At 55.6% G+C, this 17,726-nt stretch carries 14 protein-coding genes; 1 reads left to right on the top strand and 13 read right to left on the bottom strand.

Translation table 11 applies throughout. The features are described from left to right. Positions 1 to 7: 7 nt before the first annotated feature. From HMPREF1627_RS05335 to gdhA, 12 genes are all read right to left on the bottom strand, one after another. The gene (locus tag HMPREF1627_RS05335; protein ID WP_034501739.1) at positions 8 to 1,279 is read right to left on the bottom strand and encodes a M23 family metallopeptidase; all 1,272 of its coding nucleotides are present in this window, start codon (positions 1,277 to 1,279) and stop codon (positions 8 to 10) included. Between the two features lie 4 nt (positions 1,280 to 1,283). Further along, positions 1,284 to 2,198, bottom strand: coding sequence for a permease-like cell division protein FtsX (ftsX, locus tag HMPREF1627_RS05340; protein ID WP_034501741.1), 915 nt, complete (start codon positions 2,196 to 2,198; stop codon positions 1,284 to 1,286). After that, on the bottom strand, positions 2,198 to 2,887 hold the full coding sequence (gene ftsE, locus HMPREF1627_RS05345) for a cell division ATP-binding protein FtsE (RefSeq protein WP_034501743.1): 690 nt from the start codon (positions 2,885 to 2,887) through the stop codon (positions 2,198 to 2,200). The genes ftsX and ftsE overlap by 1 nt, the downstream gene beginning before the upstream one ends. 106 nt (positions 2,888 to 2,993) lie before the next feature. Continuing rightward, positions 2,994 to 4,121, bottom strand: coding sequence for a peptide chain release factor 2 (gene prfB / locus HMPREF1627_RS05350; RefSeq protein WP_034501745.1), 1,128 nt, complete (start codon positions 4,119 to 4,121; stop codon positions 2,994 to 2,996). Between the two features lie 121 nt (positions 4,122 to 4,242). Then, the gene (locus HMPREF1627_RS05355) at positions 4,243 to 5,388 is read right to left on the bottom strand and encodes an ABC transporter ATP-binding protein (RefSeq protein ID WP_034501747.1); all 1,146 of its coding nucleotides are present in this window, start codon (positions 5,386 to 5,388) and stop codon (positions 4,243 to 4,245) included. Positions 5,389 to 5,409: 21 nt separating this feature from the next. After that, a complete protein-coding gene (locus HMPREF1627_RS05360; protein WP_234305257.1) occupies positions 5,410 to 7,185 on the bottom strand; it encodes an ABC transporter permease in 1,776 nt (591 codons plus the stop codon). A gap of 156 nt (positions 7,186 to 7,341) precedes the next feature. Further along, complete coding sequence (locus HMPREF1627_RS05365; RefSeq protein WP_034501749.1) at positions 7,342 to 8,400, bottom strand: ABC transporter substrate-binding protein; 1,059 nt, start codon at positions 8,398 to 8,400, stop codon at positions 7,342 to 7,344. A 131-nt stretch (positions 8,401 to 8,531) separates the two neighbouring features. Beyond that, positions 8,532 to 9,206: a response regulator transcription factor gene (locus tag HMPREF1627_RS05370; RefSeq protein WP_034501750.1), complete on the bottom strand. Its 675-nt coding sequence runs from the start codon at positions 9,204 to 9,206 to the stop codon at positions 8,532 to 8,534. Continuing rightward, on the bottom strand, positions 9,203 to 10,030 hold the full coding sequence (locus HMPREF1627_RS05375; protein WP_034501751.1) for a sensor histidine kinase: 828 nt from the start codon (positions 10,028 to 10,030) through the stop codon (positions 9,203 to 9,205). Before HMPREF1627_RS05375 ends, HMPREF1627_RS05370 begins: the two co-directional genes overlap by 4 nt. Before the next feature lie 82 nt (positions 10,031 to 10,112). After that, positions 10,113 to 10,757: a GyrI-like domain-containing protein gene (locus tag HMPREF1627_RS05380; protein WP_034501752.1), complete on the bottom strand. Its 645-nt coding sequence runs from the start codon at positions 10,755 to 10,757 to the stop codon at positions 10,113 to 10,115. 31 nt (positions 10,758 to 10,788) lie between these two features. Further along, positions 10,789 to 11,400, bottom strand: a complete 612-nt coding sequence (locus HMPREF1627_RS05385) for a class I SAM-dependent methyltransferase (protein WP_034501983.1) — start codon at positions 11,398 to 11,400, stop codon at positions 10,789 to 10,791. Positions 11,401 to 11,583: 183 nt separating this feature from the next. Further along, a complete protein-coding gene (gene gdhA, locus HMPREF1627_RS05390; protein ID WP_034501753.1) occupies positions 11,584 to 12,948 on the bottom strand; it encodes an NADP-specific glutamate dehydrogenase in 1,365 nt (454 codons plus the stop codon). Between the two features lie 149 nt (positions 12,949 to 13,097). Between gdhA and HMPREF1627_RS05395 the strand changes: the two genes are divergently transcribed. After that, a complete protein-coding gene (locus tag HMPREF1627_RS05395) occupies positions 13,098 to 14,273 on the top strand; it encodes a phosphotransferase (protein ID WP_034501754.1) in 1,176 nt (391 codons plus the stop codon). A gap of 43 nt (positions 14,274 to 14,316) precedes the next feature. Here the strand turns inward: HMPREF1627_RS05395 and HMPREF1627_RS05400 are convergent, their stop codons facing one another. Then, entirely contained in the window at positions 14,317 to 17,724 is a 3,408-nt protein-coding gene (locus HMPREF1627_RS05400; RefSeq protein ID WP_034501755.1) for an ATP-dependent helicase, read from the bottom strand. Positions 17,725 to 17,726: the final 2 nt, after the last annotated feature.

The raw sequence follows: 17,726 nt of genomic DNA on the forward strand, positions 1-17,726 counted from the left end.
CATTGTCCTACAAGTAATCAAGAGGTTCAACATCAGCGCCATTGCGCATGACAGACAGGTGCAAGTGGCAGCCAGTGGCGTATCCGGTCGCTCCGACCCACCCCAAGACAGTGTCGCGTCCAACCTGCTGGCCCACGTGAACATTCGTTGACTGCATGTGGACATAGGCGGTCGACATCGAGGCGCCATTCATCATCCCGTGGTTCACGTAGACGACGTTTCCGCCAGCGGTCTCAACGGTCACAGCGGTGACAACACCTTCGGCAACCGGATAAATTTCAGTACCGCAATTCGCCGCAAAGTCGGTTCCATTGTGATAGCGAGAAATCCCAAGGACGGGGTGGACTCGCCATCCGAAGGGAGAGGTCACGACCAAGGGAACGGGAAGCGGGCTAGAGAAGTTTGATGACGAGGTGTAGCGCCGATTCTGGCGGCGGTTTTCTTCGTCAATTGCAGCGAGCTTCGAAGTTGCATCTTGGTATTCGCGCTGCCACTGGCCAAGTTGTTCTTCAGCCTGAGCCTTCTGCGCATCCCACTGGGCACGCTTTTCTTCCGAGGTCCTCTTCAGTTCGTCGAGCTCGTGAAGCTTCGTTTCCGCGGTGTTCTTTGCGCTTTCTGCTTCTTCCGAGGCCTTGCGCGCTTTTTCTTCAAGCGCAGAGATACGCGTGGTGACCGCGCTCTGCCGACTTTGCTGATTGCGAGTAGAAGCCTGGACGCCTTGCGCTTGACTCAAGGCACTGTCTTGGGCGCGAGTAAGAGCATCGGCCGCGGCAGCGCGATCCGCAATTTCTTCGGTCCCAGATGAGGACAAAGCGATGAGCAAGGGGGAACTGGTTCCCCCCGACTGGTACATTTCACGCGCAAGTGAGCCGACCGCTTTTTCTGCAGCTTCCTGTTGCTTGCGAGCCTTTGTCATTTCTTCACTCAGGCGGCTGGCTTCCGCTTGAGCGGCATCCAATTGTGCCTGGGCGACATCATGCTCCCGTTTTGCCCCCTCATATCGCTCATTCGCCGTATCAAGTTCGGCCTGAGCGACGGGGATTTGTGCGTTCGCGGTTTCAAGATCCACATAGACCTGAGCAAGAGAGGAATCCAAGCCCTCAAGGTTGTTGCGCAGTTCTTGAACGTGTTGCGCGGACTGGCGCTGCGCCTCGGCCACGCGATCACGGTCCTCATCGGCCAAGGCCGGAGGCGCAAAGCTGATGGGGGCAAGAACGATGAGCAATGCCGCAGCACTGGTCATTCGTTTGGACAGACCGTGAAAACGTGGGAGCTTCATAGGATCAGATCTTTGTGTACTTCGCTAAGGAGAAAGCAGAGGCGGAAAGCGCCAGGAGGACGGCCGCGATAATGAGGATCGGAGACATGATCCAGACTTCACGCATGCCGATAAAGTTCGTCCAGCGGAAAGCCTGCGCAAGCCACTGGTTAACCAGAACATGCACGCCGACAAAGAGCGTTCCAACAGCGAGGAGCGCACCCACCACGGCGGCAATCGCTCCCTCAATCATGAAGGGAGCCTGGATAAACAGGTTCGAGGCACCAACCAGTCGCATGATGGATGTTTCACGTTCACGACTCATCGCGGACAGGCGAATAGTGGTCGTAATGAGCAAGACCGCGGCGATGATCATGACGCCCGCCAAGCCCAGCGACAGGCCTCGGGCCTTGCCAAGAACCTGGAACAAGGGCTCGACGATCTCGCGCTGGTCCTTCACCACGGATACACCGGGAGATCCCGTGAGTTCATCGCGAATAATGCTGAACTGCTCAGGATTGACCAGCTTGACGCGGAAGGACACTTGCATCATGTCTTCGGTCGTCCACTGTCCCAGCGGAGAGTTCCCGTAAATCTGAATGAAGTTCTTGAAGGCTTCCGCCTTCGATTCTTCGAAAACTTCCTTCACATAGGGAGCAAGCTCAGCGGAAGCAAGCTTGTCGCGAACGGCAGCAATCTGAGCATCGGTCGCTTCTTGGTTATTGCAGCTCGGCGTCTGATCGTTGGTCGCGCACATGTAGACCGACACTTCGATCTTGTCGTACCACTGGCTCTTCATACGCGAAACCTGCATCTGAGAAAGCCCAGCAATACCAACGAAAAGAAGGGAGACGAAGGTCACGATGACAACGGCAACGGACATCGCACGGTTGCGCGACAGGCCCTTGCCAACCTCGGAAAGAATAAAACGTAACTTCATTACTTCACCGCCCCATACACGCCGCTGTTCTGATCACGCGCGACTGTTCCATCGTGCAATTCGATGACGCGCATACGCATCTGGTTCACGATTGCAGCATCGTGAGTAGCCATAACGACCGTTGTTCCATTGCGGTTAATGCGGTCCAGAAGACGCATAATTCCCAAGGAGGTATCGGGGTCCAAGTTTCCAGTCGGTTCGTCGGCCAACAGCAATTCGGGGCGGTTAACCATTGCTCGGGCAATGGCCACACGCTGTTCTTCACCGCCGGAGAGCTCGTGCGGCAAGCGCTTTTCCTTGCCAGCCAAGCCCACAAGTTCCAGCACCTCGGGAACCTGGGTTTCAATCGCGTGACGAGGCTTGCCGATCACCTGCATAGCCAGCGCAACGTTTTCGTAAACGCTCTTCGAGGGAAGCAGGCGGAAATCCTGGAAGACGGTTCCCACCTGGCGACGGAGTTTTGGAACCGACCAGCGAGAAAGCTTGCCCACGTCGTGGCCAAGAACCCACACGGTTCCCGAAGTCGCGCGAATCTCCCGCATGGTGAGCTGGAGGAACGTGGACTTACCTGAGCCGGATTTACCTACGAGGAAGACGAACTCTCCGCGCTTCACTTCGAGGGAAACATCGTCTAATGCCGGACGTGCACCAGGCTGATACACCATGGTCACGTGATCAAATCGAATCATGAGCCGTCTCTGATCGGGGTTATGGTCTCTTTTACCCTATGCATTCAGCGGCCCGCTGCACCGGCGACACGCGCAAAAGCCCGGGCCTTCGCCCGGGCTTTTCACTTTACTCAGCGTTCTGCTGGTTCTTACGCCAACGGATTCCCGCATTGATAAAGCCATCGATGTCGCCATCGAAAACGTTTTGCGGATTCCCAGATTCGTACTCGGTTCGCAGGTCCTTCACCATCTGGTAGGGCTGAAGAACATACGAGCGCATCTGATCGCCCCACGAGGCCTTCACGTCCCCAGCAAGTTCCTTCTTCTTGGCCTGTTCTTCTTCATGACGAAGTACCAAGAGGCGAGACTGCAGAACTCGCAGGGCAGCCGCGCGGTTTTGGATCTGGGACTTCTCATCTTGCATCGAGACAACAATGCCCGTGGGAATGTGGGTCATTCGAACTGCAGAGTCCGTCGTGTTCACCGACTGGCCACCTGGACCTGAGGAACGGAAGACATCAACCTTGAGTTCGGATTCGGGAATCTCAATGTGGTCTGTTGACTCGATCAGGGGAATAACCTCAACGGCCGCGAAAGAAGTCTGGCGGCGTCCCTGGTTATCGAAGGGGCTGATGCGCACGAGGCGGTGGGTACCGGCCTCGACACTCAGCGTGCCGTAAGCGTAGGGGGCCTGCACCTCGAAAGTTGCCGACTTCAGGCCGGCTTCTTCCGCGTAAGACGTATCCATGACCTTCGTCGGGTAGCCGTGACGCTCAGCCCAACGCAGGTACATACGCAGGAGGATCTCGGCGAAGTCAGCGGCATCCACGCCGCCCGCACCGCTTCGAATAGTAATGACCGCGTTGCGCTCGTCGTACTCGCCGTCCAGAAGGGTACGGATCTCAAGAGCAGACATGTCGTCCTTGAGAGCGCCCAAGTCTGCTTCGGCCTCGGCAAAGATATCTTCCGCCTCCGAGGGATCGCTTTCCGCAGTTTCGCGCGCCATATCGACGATAGCCTCGAGGTCATCGATGCGTTCTTCCATGGCCAGCACGCGATCGAGCTCGCTCTGACGGTGAGACAGCTGCGAGGTTACTTCCTGAGCATGCGAGGGGTCATCCCACAGGTCCGGAGCAGCCGCCTGCTGCGACAACTCTTCGATCTGCGCACGAAGACGCTCGGGCTGCACAACTGCGGAGATGTTCTCCATGGTTGTGCGCAAGGACTGGATCTCTTCAGAAAACTCAATGGCCACGTCACCAGATTAGCGGATTCATTTGCCTATTGACGAGGCCGGGGCCGGGAGAGGGATAATCACTCCCCTCTCCCGGCCCCGGCCGGCGGCCTTGATCACTCACTCAAGACCCATACAACAGTTACGCCGATGCGAGCTCTCCCGAAGGCAAGAGCCATGCCTTCTCCGCCTCGATACCCAGGCGAACGTATTGACCTTCTTCAAGGAGGTCCTCGGCACGCGGATCAGAAACGACACACACGAGCGAACCAAACTCGGTCTCGATTTCGTATTCGACCGTTTCACCGTAGAAGATCGAGGTAACGACCTGCCCCAAAGAACCCGTCAAGGTTGCGGGCTTCTCATCGGTCGGCTGAATCCTCATGGACTCAGGGCGAACCAAGACCACGGTTTCCTTGCCCTCACGCACAGCTTCCTTCGCGCCCTCAGAAGAGTGAACGCGAATCTTCTGGCCCAAGGCCTCGATCTCAGCCATGCCGTCTTCGCCGACTTCCTGAGCCTGAGCAGGCACAAAGTTCGCGCGTCCCACGAAGTCTGCAACGAAAACGCTCGCGGGGTGCAGATAAATCTCTTCGGGAGTATCAACCTGCTCAATGCGACCGGAGTTCATGACGACAATGCGGTCCGACATTGCCATAGCTTCAGACTGATCGTGGGTGACGTAAACGGAAGAGATACCCAGACGCTTTTGCATCCGGCGGATCTCCACGCGCATCTTGACGCGCAGCTTCGCATCCAAGTTCGACAAGGGCTCATCGAAAAGCAGAACCTTGGGGCGCACAACCATGGCGCGTGCCAGTGCAACACGCTGCTGCTGGCCACCCGAGAGCTGAGAGGGCGCACGATCGGCCATCGCAGTCAGGTTCATCGCAGCAAGAGCGATATCGACTTCTTCCTTGATTTCCTCTGCGCTCTTCTTACGCAGACGCAAACCGTAGGCAACGTTTTCACGCACGCTGAGGTGCGGGAACAGCGCGTAGGACTGGAACACCATCGACATGGGGCGCCTGTTCGGCGGGACAACAACCATGTTCTCGCCGTCCAGCATGACCTGGCCCGAAGTTGCATCCTCGAAACCTGCGATCATGCGCAGGGTCGTGGTCTTGCCGCATCCAGACGGACCAAGCAAGGTGATGAACTCGCCGGGGCGAATGTCCAAATTGATGTGGTCGACCGCAGTCACATCAGAGACCGTATTGGAGAAGGTCTTCGTCAGTTCCACCAAGGACAGGCGGCCGGGAGCATTAGTGTCATTTGTATTCGACATGAAGCTTTCCTTTGTCAACAATTACATGCCCGCGCCATTGGAGGCGGTGACAGATTTATCTCGCACGAGGACATTCGTCAGGCCGATAACAGCCATGACAATGACGATCAAGATCGTGCAGAAGGCGAAGGCATTACCGAAACGCCCCGCATCAACCTCAGACAGAATCTGCGAGGTCATGATCTTGGTCTTAGGAGTCGTGATGAAAATGATTGGCGACAGCGTGGTCATCGAACGCGCGAAGGCGTAGGTCAAACCAGCGATGAACGCAGGACGAATCAGGGGAAGCGTCACCTTCATGAAGGTCACCAAGCCCGAAGCACCCAAGGAGGTTGAGGCCTCGTCAATCGAATGATCAATCTGGTGGAGGGAAGCAATACCCGAACGCTGACCGGAAGGCATCGAACGCGCGATGTACACCATGATGATCGCCAACGCACCACCGAAAACCGCAGAACCACCCGCGAGCGCAGGCATCAACTGGAGCTTTCCAAAGATGATGATCGGCTTGTTGTAGGTGATGAGGTAACCAATACCCAAGACGGTACCGGGCACAGACAAACCGAGCATACCGAGGAAGTCCATGAAGCCCGAGGAAGCCTTCAAACGCACGACAACCAACCACGCGACGATCATGCCAAGCACGCCAGCAATCGGCGTAGCAATCAGGGCCAAGATGGTCGTATCCACCATCGCATCGTTACCGATACCCGAGAGCACGTACTTGAAGTTCTTGAGAGTGAAGGTATTGTCAACGCCCAAGATCGAGACGAATGCACCCACAATAACCGTCGCGTAAATCGTCACAACGAAAAGTGCCAGCGCGGCAGTCACTGCGCCCAAAGGAATGCGAGCAGCAAGAGAAGTCACCATGCGAACGCGGCCCGCGGGCTTACCGGTCACGGTCACCGCGGAAGAACGACCCGACCAGTAGCGCTGCAGAAGGAAGACCAAGAGCGCGGGAACCAAGAGGATCAGCGAGTAAGCCGAACCGGCAGCAGTGTTGTACTCACCGTTGACCGCGATGTATGCGCGCGAAGCCAAGACCGTGAAGTCACCGCCGATGACCAAGGGGTTCGCCAGGTCAGCGATTGCCTCGACGAAGAGGAGGAGGAACGAGGCTGCGAAGCCGGGGATCAGCATGGGGAGGGTAACCGTGCGGAAAATCTTCCACGAGGATGCACCCAGGGAGGCCGCGGCCTCCTCCATTGCGGGATCCAGATTCTTGAGCATGCCGAGCATGTTCATGTACGCAACAGGGAAGAAGGAGAGAGAAAGAACCAGAGTCAGGCCAGAGAGGCCGTAGATGTTCCACTGCTGACCGAGCAGCTGAGTGGAGATAATTCCGTTGCGTCCAAACAGAGTGATCGCGGACGTTGCCACAGCGAAGGGCGGGGAAACGATCGGGATCAAGCAGATGAGGTGCAGGATCTTCTTGCCGGGGATCTTCACGCGAGCCTGAATGTAAGCGAAGAAGAAACCAACAAGAGTTCCGACAAGACCGACGACCAAGCCCAAGACAATAGTGTTCAGGGCAATCGTACGGTTAGTCTTCGAGGAGACGAAGGAGGTCAGAACCTTCATTCCTTCGCCCGAAAATGCGCGAGCCAAAATCGTGACCAGAGGCAACAGCACCAGCAGTACCAACACCGCTGAAATGATCGCAACGATCGCGACAGTCACCGGATCACGACGAACCTTTGTTCGTTTTTTCTTTCCCGAGGCCACTGCGCGCGTTTCAGGGGTTTCCTCCCCCCGCGCACCAACGCTCGGTGGTGCACTTGTCTCCACAGACATTAAAAATCCAATCTTTACGGGATGTCCGCACATCTTTGAGGCGGGTTTTCCCTGCATTGGGCGCACCCATCAGCGGGCGCACAGATCAAGAAAGAGAGAAGGGAGGGGACAACGCAGGGACATGTTGAGCGCTGCCCCCTCCCGCTGAAGCGCGAATTACTCGCGCGGCTTAGCGGCAACCTCTTCGTCGAAGCGCTTGGTCAATTCAGGCTTTGCAGCCGCGGCTGCGGCAAAGTTGTAGTCGATCAAGTTGATTTCGTCGAGCTTGGCCATCTTGTCATTGGTCTTAGCATTCGGGTTGGTGAGAATCTGGTTCGATCCAACCGTCTGACCGATGTTCTGAGCGTCAGCAGAAATTGCCCAGTCGATGTACTTCTTCGCGGCTTCGGAGTGCTTCGAGTTCTTAATCAGAGCAACACCACCGATCTCGTAGCCGGTGCCTTCCTTCGGGAAGGAGACGACCAGGTCCTTCATGCCCTCGTCACGGTACTTCACGCAGTCGTGCGAGAAGACGAGGCCAACTGCGACCTCACCGCGGCCGGCAATCTGGCCGGGAGCAGTACCGGACTTGGTGTACTGCAGAACATTGGCGTGCATCTTCTTCATGTAGTCGATGCCTGCATTCTCGCTACCACCAAGAACGACCTGGGTCCACAGTGTCGTGAACGCGGTACCCGAGGTCGAGGGGTGTGCGGTCGAGACCTGCCCCTTGAGCTCAGGCTTGAGGAGGTCGCTCCACGATTCGGGAACAGCCAAGCCCCTTTCGTCCAGGACCTTCTTGTTCGAGCAGAAGCCCAGAACGCCCACGTAGACACCGGTCCAGTTGTGGTTCGGATCCTTGTACTTGTCCGGAATTTCCTTTGCGGTCGGGGAATCGTAGGCCTCGATCAGGCCCTTTTCGACTGCTGCACCATAGCCATCCACGGGGCCGCCGTGCCAGACGTCGAACTCCGGGTTGTCCTTGGCCGAGTCCAGACGTGCAACGGTTTCACCCGAAGACAGGCGAACGTAGCTCGTCTTGATTCCGGTCTGCGCGGTGAAAGTCTCGGTCCACTTCTGGCAGAGATCTTCCATTGCGCCACACGCAATGGTCAAAGACTGCTCGGATCCGTTTCCGCCGTTGTTGTCGCTGCCCTGCTCATTGACGATGCATCCGGACAGGGTGAAGGCTCCGACTGCGCCGAGTGCAATCAGGGAGATGAAGTTCTTCTTCATCGGGATTCTCCTTTGAATCGAGGAATCTGTAAGGAGCATCGACTTCGCAGGCGTGCTCTCTCAGGTCCATTGTGGACTCTCGGATGCACCCGATAGTGGTCTTGCGGTAACGGCTGGTAACTAAGGTGTTACTAAAGTTCGGGCATCATGTAGCCGACGGAGCGAACCGATTGAACGAGGGCGGCCCCTTCTGGGCCTAATGATCCCCGCAGACGATACGCCGTCATCTTGATCATGTCTTTTCCGCCAGACTCATCCTGCGTTTCCCATACGGAATTCAGCAGTTCGCGATAGGTGACGGGCTCGCCAAGATTTTGCACAAGCACTTCAAGGAAACGCCTCTCGATGCTTGAGAGGACAACGGGGACACCAAAAACAAACGCCTTGTGCTGACGCATATCAACACGCAAAGGACCGTTCGTCACTACCTCAGATGTCAGCGCCTTTGAACGCCGAAGAAGGGATTGCGCGCGCAAGGTCAACTCTTTGGGACTAAACGGTTTGGTGATGTAGTCGTCTGCGCCGCTTTCAAGTCCTTTGATCCGGTCAGACTCTTCTGACAAAGCAGTAATCATGATGATCGGAACGTCACTCATTGCACGGATTCTTTGAGCAAGCGAAATTCCAGAGATCACGGGAATCATTAAGTCGAGTACGACGAGGTCGTAGTACTTCTTCGTGAATTTATCCCATGCACGCCCACCATCACTGGCGGTCTCTACGGTAATACCCGCAGTTTCAAGGGCAAACTTGATGATCATCAAAATCTGAGGTTCATCATCAACAACTAAAGCGGTTGTCGTCATTGCCCCTCCTTTGGCACCGTTGCGCTGCGCTGCGATCGCGGGATCGTCAGATAAAACGTCGTTCCTTTAGAAGCAATCGTATCGACAAGGATCGTTCCTCCGTGCAACCTCAGGATCTTTTGCGTGAGCATCATTCCAAGTCCCGTTCCAGGACGCAAGGATCCTCCGGTATCGAAGGGAATGAAGAGGCGTTCTTTTTCTTCAGGTGTCATTCCGCGCCCATCATCAACAACTGCGATTGTCACATCTTCATCGGAGTCTTGGACGCTCACGAGGATCGAGACGCCATCACCCGCGTGACGTGCAGCGTTGTTGATGACATTAGCGATCGCCTGTCCCATCAAACGTGGGTCAACGGACATGTGGATGGGAGCCCCATGATTTTCAAGGCGGATTGGTGCCGAATGGAAGCGGCGAAGTTGCGCGACGTTGTGTCGAACAAGTTCGCGCATTTCGACCCGTTTCAAGCGAAGGTTAAACAGATCCGATTCCATACGGATTTCTGCAAGCATGTCCTCCGCCATCTCGATGACCTGGTTAGAGTTCTCGGCGATAGTTTTGGCGAATTTCAATTGCATCTCGTTCATGGGGCCAGCAGAACCATCAGCGAGTAATTCAGCTGCTCCTCGAACGACAGTCAAAGGGGTACGCAATTCGTGTGAGAGAACAGCGGGGCCGGCAATGTAGTCCTGATGCAATTGACGCAGCCGTTCTTTTTCTGCAAGAACTCGTTTGAGCTCATGCTGAGCACGCACAAGCAGGGCAAGCAAGAGAGCAGTGAGACTCCACGACACGACCAGTACCACTACGGCCACTATCCACATCGGTTTCTTCACCTCCCCATTGCGTTCTCACCATTATCCCCACCCCGTCAAGAAAGGCAGACAATAAAGTGTAAACACTCGCTCATTTCTTCTCTTCTGAAGCTTTGATCGGGTGGCGGATGATCGTTTTGAGCTTGTCAGGAGCCACTTTGCGTGCGTCTGAAAGATAGATTTCGTGGTGACGCCGCTCTTGCGTCAGGTCGATCGCGTATCCGCACTCACGCGCATAGGCATGCATGGCCTCGACAGTGGCGGGCTCATCGTCGTAGCTGCCAATGTGCAGGCACTGCACGCACAAGCCTTCTTCTATCGTGAGGTACTCAGCCACCGAGCAGTCAACTTTCTTTTTCTTCGTCGCTTCCTGGACCGCCCAGTCGAAATCCTCGCGCGAAACAAAGTCAGGCAGCCGGATAACGGAAATCCAGTTGAAAGCCTCTTTGTGGGAATAGTCAGCGCCCTCGACACCGTCTTGCCACCAGAATCCCTCGAGTGGCGGTACGACGAAATCGACGTATCCGTCAATCTGACGGGAGCCTTTCTTGCTCATCTTGATCGTGTAGGAAATGGCATATAGGACAGAAATTGCCCTTTGGTAAGCACCCTCCGCGTCATTAGGGTCTCCACTACCACGCATAGCGACGAAGCGCATCGTTGGAACTTCAACGATACTCGGCCCTTTCTTAGGCGCGTAGAGTTCCTTATATTCCTTTTTAAAATCAAATGCCATCTCAGACTCCGGGTGAGCTCAACAGCGAGGACTATTGCTCTTCATTGTTACAGGTGAAGGAAGCAATCACACAAGGAATGCGGCCGTCAATAACGGTGTAGGTAACGTTGCGGTATCCCAATTTCTCAAAGAAAGCTCGATAGGAGTCCACATCGAATTGTTCCTTGAAGTCAACGCCGAGCTTCGCAAGGATCTTCGGGATTATTCCTTGTTTGCTTGGGCGACGCTTGACATAAGTCGGGACGACGATAGTGCCTCCGGGGCGGACGACTCGTTCAAGTTCCTGCATGGCAGCACCAGGATCTGGAAGCAGATGGATGACATTGCCTGCGATGACGATGTCGAAGGAATCGTCCGCGTAATGCAACTTTGTGATGTCAGCTCTTTCGACCGTAACATTGCGATATTTCGCAAGTTTCTTCCGCGCTTGTTTGAGCATTCCCTCGGAAAAGTCGGTAGCGACCAGCCTCTTGCACATCGGCGCAAGGAAGGTGCTGATTGCACCGGTTCCGCAGGCGCATTCAAGGACCTCGTCTTCGAGGCCAACCAGCTGAGCGACAGCGACGCCTGTTCCGTCATACACGCCGCGATTAAATGTGTTTTCGAAGAAGTCGTAAAGGGGCGCAACCCGATCCCAGAACATCACTGAACCTCCGCTTGCCCAATGTCCTCGCTTCATTGCGATATCGAAAATGCTACGCGCGCCCGGCATTTCGCACTAGCCCCAAAGGAAGTCCCTCTGTTTCATTGAGCGCGCTCCCCCGCCTTGTACAGGAAAGGGGGCTCCACGCCCACCGGCGTGAAGCCCCCTGAAACAGCCTGCGAATTAGATCAGGCCCTGAGCGACCATTGCGTCCGCAACCTTGATGAAACCAGCAAGGTTTGCGCCGGCGACATAGTCTCCGGGCACCCCGTATTCGTCCGCCGTAGCCAAGCAGTTCTCATGGATTCCCACCATGATCTGGTGCAGCTTCGCGTCCGTTTCCTCGAAAGGCCACTGGGTTCGACCCGAGTTCTGCTGCATCTCAAGACCGGAAGTCGCAACACCGCCAGCATTGGATGCCTTGCCGGGCGCGTAAAGGACACCAGCACTACGCAGCTCATCAATGGCCTCGGGAGTGGTGGGCATGTTTGCGCCCTCCGCAACCATCTGCACGCCGTTACGGATCAAGGCCTGGACGCCCTCAAGGGGGAGTTCATTTTGAGTTGCACACGGAAGTGCGACGTCACAGGGAACTTCCCAGATCGAGCCCTCAGCACTGAAGTGAGCGCTTGAACGCTGGTTTGCATAGTCGCTGACGCGTCCACGACGGCGTTCCTTCACGTCCTTGAGGAGCTCAACGTCAATTCCTGCCTCGTCAACAACGAAACCGGAGGAGTCAGAGACTGCAACAACCGTTGCGCCGAGTTCTTGAGCCTTTTCAGTCGCGTAGATTGCAACGTTTCCGGAACCGGAAACAACGACGCGCTTGCCGTCAAAAGAAGTGCCGCGAGCGCGGAGCATTTCCTCGGCAAAGTAGACGAGGCCGTAACCGGTTGCCTCGGTTCGCGCGAAGGAACCTCCCCAGGTCAGCCCCTTGCCAGTGAGAACACCGGCATCGAAGCTATTGCGCAGACGACGATACTGACCGAAAAGGTAACCGATCTCGCGGCCGCCAACACCAATATCGCCCGCAGGAACGTCAGTATCGGGACCGATGTGACGCTGGAGCTCGGTCATGAAGGACTGACAAAAACGCATGATTTCGGCGTCAGACTTGCCCTTGGGGTTGAAGTTCGCACCGCCCTTTGCGCCACCCATGGGCAGACCGGTCAAAGAGTTCTTAAAGATCTGCTCAAAACCCAAGAACTTAATAATGGATAGGTTCACCGAAGGGTGGAAGCGCAGACCGCCCTTGTAGGGGCCGAGAGCCGAATTGAATTGAACACGGAATCCGCGGTTGACGTGGATCTGTCCTTGATCATCGCTCCAAGGCACACGGAACATGACTTGGCGCTCAGGTTCTGTAATTCGTTCAAAAATAGCCAGATCTTGGTATTCAGGCTTGCGTGTAACCAGAGGCGTGAGGGTCATGAGAACCTCATAAACAGCCTGATGGAACTCAAGCTGGTACGGATCGCGAGCAACCAATTCCTCAAAAACAGAGGAGAGCTCGCGGGGAAGTCGAGATGTATCAAACTTTTCGCTCATGCCTCGATCATTCCACCGTTGGTTTTCATTTACTCTCTCTTTTCCAACATATGGACCCCTCATTGCTTAGATCCTCATCACGTTATGAATTCACTGATGATCGCTGCGCCTGCTGTATTGGCGCGAATGCTACCGCTAAGGTCAAGAATGTGACTCGATCAAAGACCCCCTACGAACTTGCTGCCCTTGCGACAGTGGCGGTCCCCCGCCTTGAAGTTGCCGGACTGCGTCCCCCGCAGTTCAGCGATGAAGTCCTCTCGGTCACCGGTCTCATCGACACTTCGGGCGACCGCTGGATGGTCGTATGTCCACATGACACGGTTGGCGGTTTGGACATGGAGGCCCAAAACGCCGTCTTAGAGCGCCTTGGAAAAGCTCACGATTTTTCAAAGATCCCTTTTGAAATTCCGCGTCCGGCTGGTTTTACCCGCACCCCAGAGGGCGATCGAGTCATGGTTCACCGCGATCTTGGCGGTCGAGTCATGGAAACCTCGGATTTCGACGATCCTCATTTGCTTCCCGCGTCTTTGGGGAACGCGCTGGCAGCCCTGCACAATCTTCCTGAGCTCATCTACACGGGGGTTAATCTCCCCGCGTATTCAGCTATCGAGTGTCGCGATCGCCATCAGGCGGTCTTGGACGAGGCCGCGCAGGAAGTCGTTATTCCTGCGAACTTGTGGGACCGCTGGGAAGAGTCCTTGGAGAATTTGTCCCTGTGGCGCTTCCTCCCCTCCCCTATCCACAGTGATCTGTCCGAGACATCGATCCATGTCGATCACGGTCGAGTCTGCGCGCTGACTGGTTTTTCTTCCGCACACGTGGGAGATCCAGCTGTTGATATTGCGTGGGTTTTTGCTCGCGCTTCCGATGAGTTTTTGGAGCGATTCCACGAGGCCTACCAGCAGACGCGTTCCGAGAAGGACTTGCATCTGCTTGAGCGCGCGGAGCTTTTGTCCGAGCTCGCTGTGGTGCGTTGGCTGGTCCATGGCCTGCATAGTGATGATTCAGAAATCGTTGACGAGGCCCGGGCGATGCTGGCCGATTTGTCGGCGAGCATCGGCGAGGCGCCTTCCGCAAAGCGCCACGAGGAAGCCGATGCCGCGCCGGCGCATTCGGAATCGCCCGAGGCCGCTCCTACAGCCCAGAACGTGCGCGCGGCTCAGGCCGCGCACCCAGTTCAGGCCGCGCACTCAGTTCAGGATGCGCACGCCGAAGCAGAGCCTCCTCTTTCTGACGAGGTTGAGACCGAGGCGGGTCACACGGATGCGATCGAGGGACCAACAGAGCACCTCGATATGAGTGTTATTTTGCCGACGCACGAGTAGACCTGTTGGTGGTCCCGCGCTTTGCGGGACCACCTCTTTTTGTTTAGATCTTTGGGTTATTCACAACGAGTTCACTCAGTGCGCGGGCGAGGTCGCTTTCCAGTCGATCGACTGGTTTGTTGGTAATTTTCGCGATGTCTTCGAGAGAGAAGTCCACGGGCCCACCAATGAAGTAGACACGTGCCTGCACCTGTTCTGGCGCAATACCGCGCTTGTTCGCCCATGCAACCCGATAGAGCTGGAGCTGGCGTGCGTAGTATTCCCATTTCTCGATGCTGGTGGTGGGGCCGGGCACTTGGGATGTCTTCCAATCGATGACAATGTCGTTGCCATCCGAGTCACGAAAGACAGCGTCAATACGACCTTGAACGGATACTCCTGAATAGTTCAGAGCGAAGGGTTCTTCGATGGCAACAGGAACAAGAGAACTCAAATCGAGAGAGCGGAAGTTCTCTTGCATGAGGGAGAGCCTTTCCTGTTCCCTTGCGCTGAGGGCTTCAAGACCGACGACGGGGTCGTCCCAGAGCTCGCCGGTTGTCAGGTGGAGCTGTTTTTCGACCCACATGTGGAAAATAGTGCCTAGGAGGGAGCTGCGCTGGGGTGGAGTTGGCAAAGGCCGCCTCAGCCTACGAACCCAGGAATCACCATCATCAATCAAGGTTGAAATACTGGTTGCGGGAACACGGTCAATACGAATTTCAGTCGCGTCTTGGCGTGCACGTTCACGCTCTGCCATGAGCAAGAAAGTATCGCGGACAAGAGGGTTATCGAGCTGAGTTTTCAGTGTTTCTTCAAGGAGCTGCGTCGGGGTATCGATGAGTTCTTGAACGCGCGTTGCACTTGCGTTGACGAGCTGACGCGAGCGTCCGGGAAGAATCGGATATTGCCGTAGCCTTGGGTCGATCTCTATCAGGGATTGATCCGCAATGTCTTCTTCAGGACGAGCTGCGATAGTGCCTTCATCAAGACCGAGCGCATTCACGGTTTCCATGAGGTAACGCGAGGGATCGCGTGGAGTCACACTGGTTGCGCCAACCCATGATCCAAGCAACAGCAGGTCGTGGCGAGCCCTCGTCCATGCGACATAGGCAAGGCGTCGTTCTTCGAGTTCATGGTGAATTCCTTGCCTGCTGTGGACAGTATCCACTGTCTGATTCGCATCTTTGTGGGAGGCAACATGCTTGTTGAAGATGCTCATTGGAGTAGTCGTTTTTCTCTCTGCTTCTTGGGCAAGGAGATCAAAGTACTCAACAATTCCCATTGAGCCGTATTCTTCAGGAACCATGTGTGGCAGATCGGCATAGTCTCTCCGCACGGGATACGGAAGTTCTTCAATCGAGGAGAACCATTCAGTTGTTCCCGGCGGGTCTTGCTTCCAGTCTCGTGGCTTTGACTTGTGATCGGGGAAGACTGAATCTTGCAGGCCGAAAACAACGACTGAATCCCATTCCAGTCCTTTTGCCGAGTGGATCGTCAGCAGTTGAACGGCATCAGGTCGAGTCGCGCTCACAGGGATTGCGAGGCCTTTTTCTTCGTCTTCAGCGACTTGGAGCCATGCGAGGAATCCTGGCAGGTCTGCGCCAGACACTTGCGCTTCATACTCGGCTGCGATGTCAACGAATGCGTCGAGCATCTCCATGCCCTGATCTCCAAGGGGATCAGACATGATTGCCTCGCGAAGTCCCAGGATGGATATCGCGCGTTCGACTTGTTCATCAAGCGCACGCCCCATCCCCTGGCGTATGACTTGAAGGCGCTTGGCAAGAAGAGATAGACGTTGATGGGCGACCTCACTAAATTCTGGCCCGCCTGATGAGGAGTGCCAACCAATCGGGGGAAGCTGGTCAATTGCCTCGATCAAACTGAACTCTGGATGCGCAACAACACCCTGCGTCTTTTGATATGCCTGTTGTTTTGCGTACTGGTTAAGAACCAGTAGATCCGATGCACCGATATCCATTGCAGTGGCAAGACGCATGAGGGCGGGGGCATTCGCGGGGTCTGCTGCAAGATCAAGTGCCGCCCGAACGTCGCTAACCGCTGCTTGGTCGAGAAGTCCCCCGAGTCCGACGACTTGCACGGGGATATCAGCGTCTTTAAGCGCCCGTTCTATCGCGGGGAAGTCCGAGCGACGACGAGATAGTACTGCACAGGTATTCCACTTCCCGTGTTCGTCTTGGACTCGATGTTGTCGAGCGAAATCAACGACCGCTTGGAGTTGCTCATCATAGGTGAGCGGATAGCTGGTATTCACTTGTCCCGAACCCGCATTTGGGCGTGGAGCAAGAACTGGAACTGTAATTCGCTGTGGTTTTAATTCACGAGTAGGGGCGTTGCCAGCATTACCAATGCGTGCCTGTCCCCGCAGGGGCTGAGCGATCGCATTTGCTGCATCAAGGATTGTCTGGTCATTTCGCCAAGCTGTTGAGAGAACCAATTGCGACGCGTCGTGGCACGGAGAAAAGCGAGTGAGGAAATCGCTGAGGGCAGAGGCAGAAGCTCCGCGCCAACCATAGATTGCCTGACTGGGGTCGCCGACAGCGGTAGTTGGGTGGTCTGCAAAGAGAGCAGACAAGAAGACCATCTGGATGACCGAGGTGTCTTGAAATTCATCGAGAAGAACAGCCTGGTAGTCGCTTCGAACTTGGCGCACGACGTCTTTGTTCGAGGTAACGATTTGTGTTGCCAGGAGAAGTTGATCAGAAAAATCGATGAGACCGTGGGCACGCTTATAGCTTTCGAAAGCTTCTGCGATATCAAGAAGGAGCAGGCGGTTACGATTCGCCTCAATCATTTTCTTAAGATTCCCCGTCGGGTCCTTTCCGGAGATTGAAGCAACTTCTTCAAGTTCTTTTTGAAATGCACTCAGTGCTATTCGTCCATCGTCCAGCGTCATGTTTTGCTCGGCAATATGCCCAGACAAAGACAGGACGGCGGCAACGATGGTTGCGGTCGGCTTGTATTGCTCATCGCTTTGGGGGTATTCACCCCTCCAGTTTTCGACGATACTGCTGAGCACCTGGACTTGTTGTGCCTGTCCGATGAGCCGAGAGTCTGGATCAACGCCGATTGTTGCGCCGTATTCTCCAAGGATCCGCGCGGCGAAAGAGTTATATGTGAGAGCGGTAGGCTCTCCAACGAATTCCTGCCCGCTATTCGAGGCAAGAGTGGCGAGGTCTTGGCGCATTTTCAACCCGAGCTCACCGGCGGCTTTTCGCGTAAAGGTCAAGCCGAGGATACGCTCGGGATCGATGCCGTGGTGGGCGACCATGTAGAGTACCCGCTGCGACATCGTGGTTGTTTTTCCAGCGCCTGCTCCTGCAACGACGAGGAGTGGTTGAAGTGGAGCTTGAATAACCGCGCGTTGTTCTTCCGTGGGTGCAAGGTAGGGTTTGGAGCGCGGAGTCGCCATGCGAAGAATCTCGTCGACGTCCAGTTTTCTGAGGTCCATGG

This window comes from Actinomyces sp. S6-Spd3 (assembly GCF_000758755.1).
Lineage (GTDB): Bacteria > Actinomycetota > Actinomycetes > Actinomycetales > Actinomycetaceae > Pauljensenia.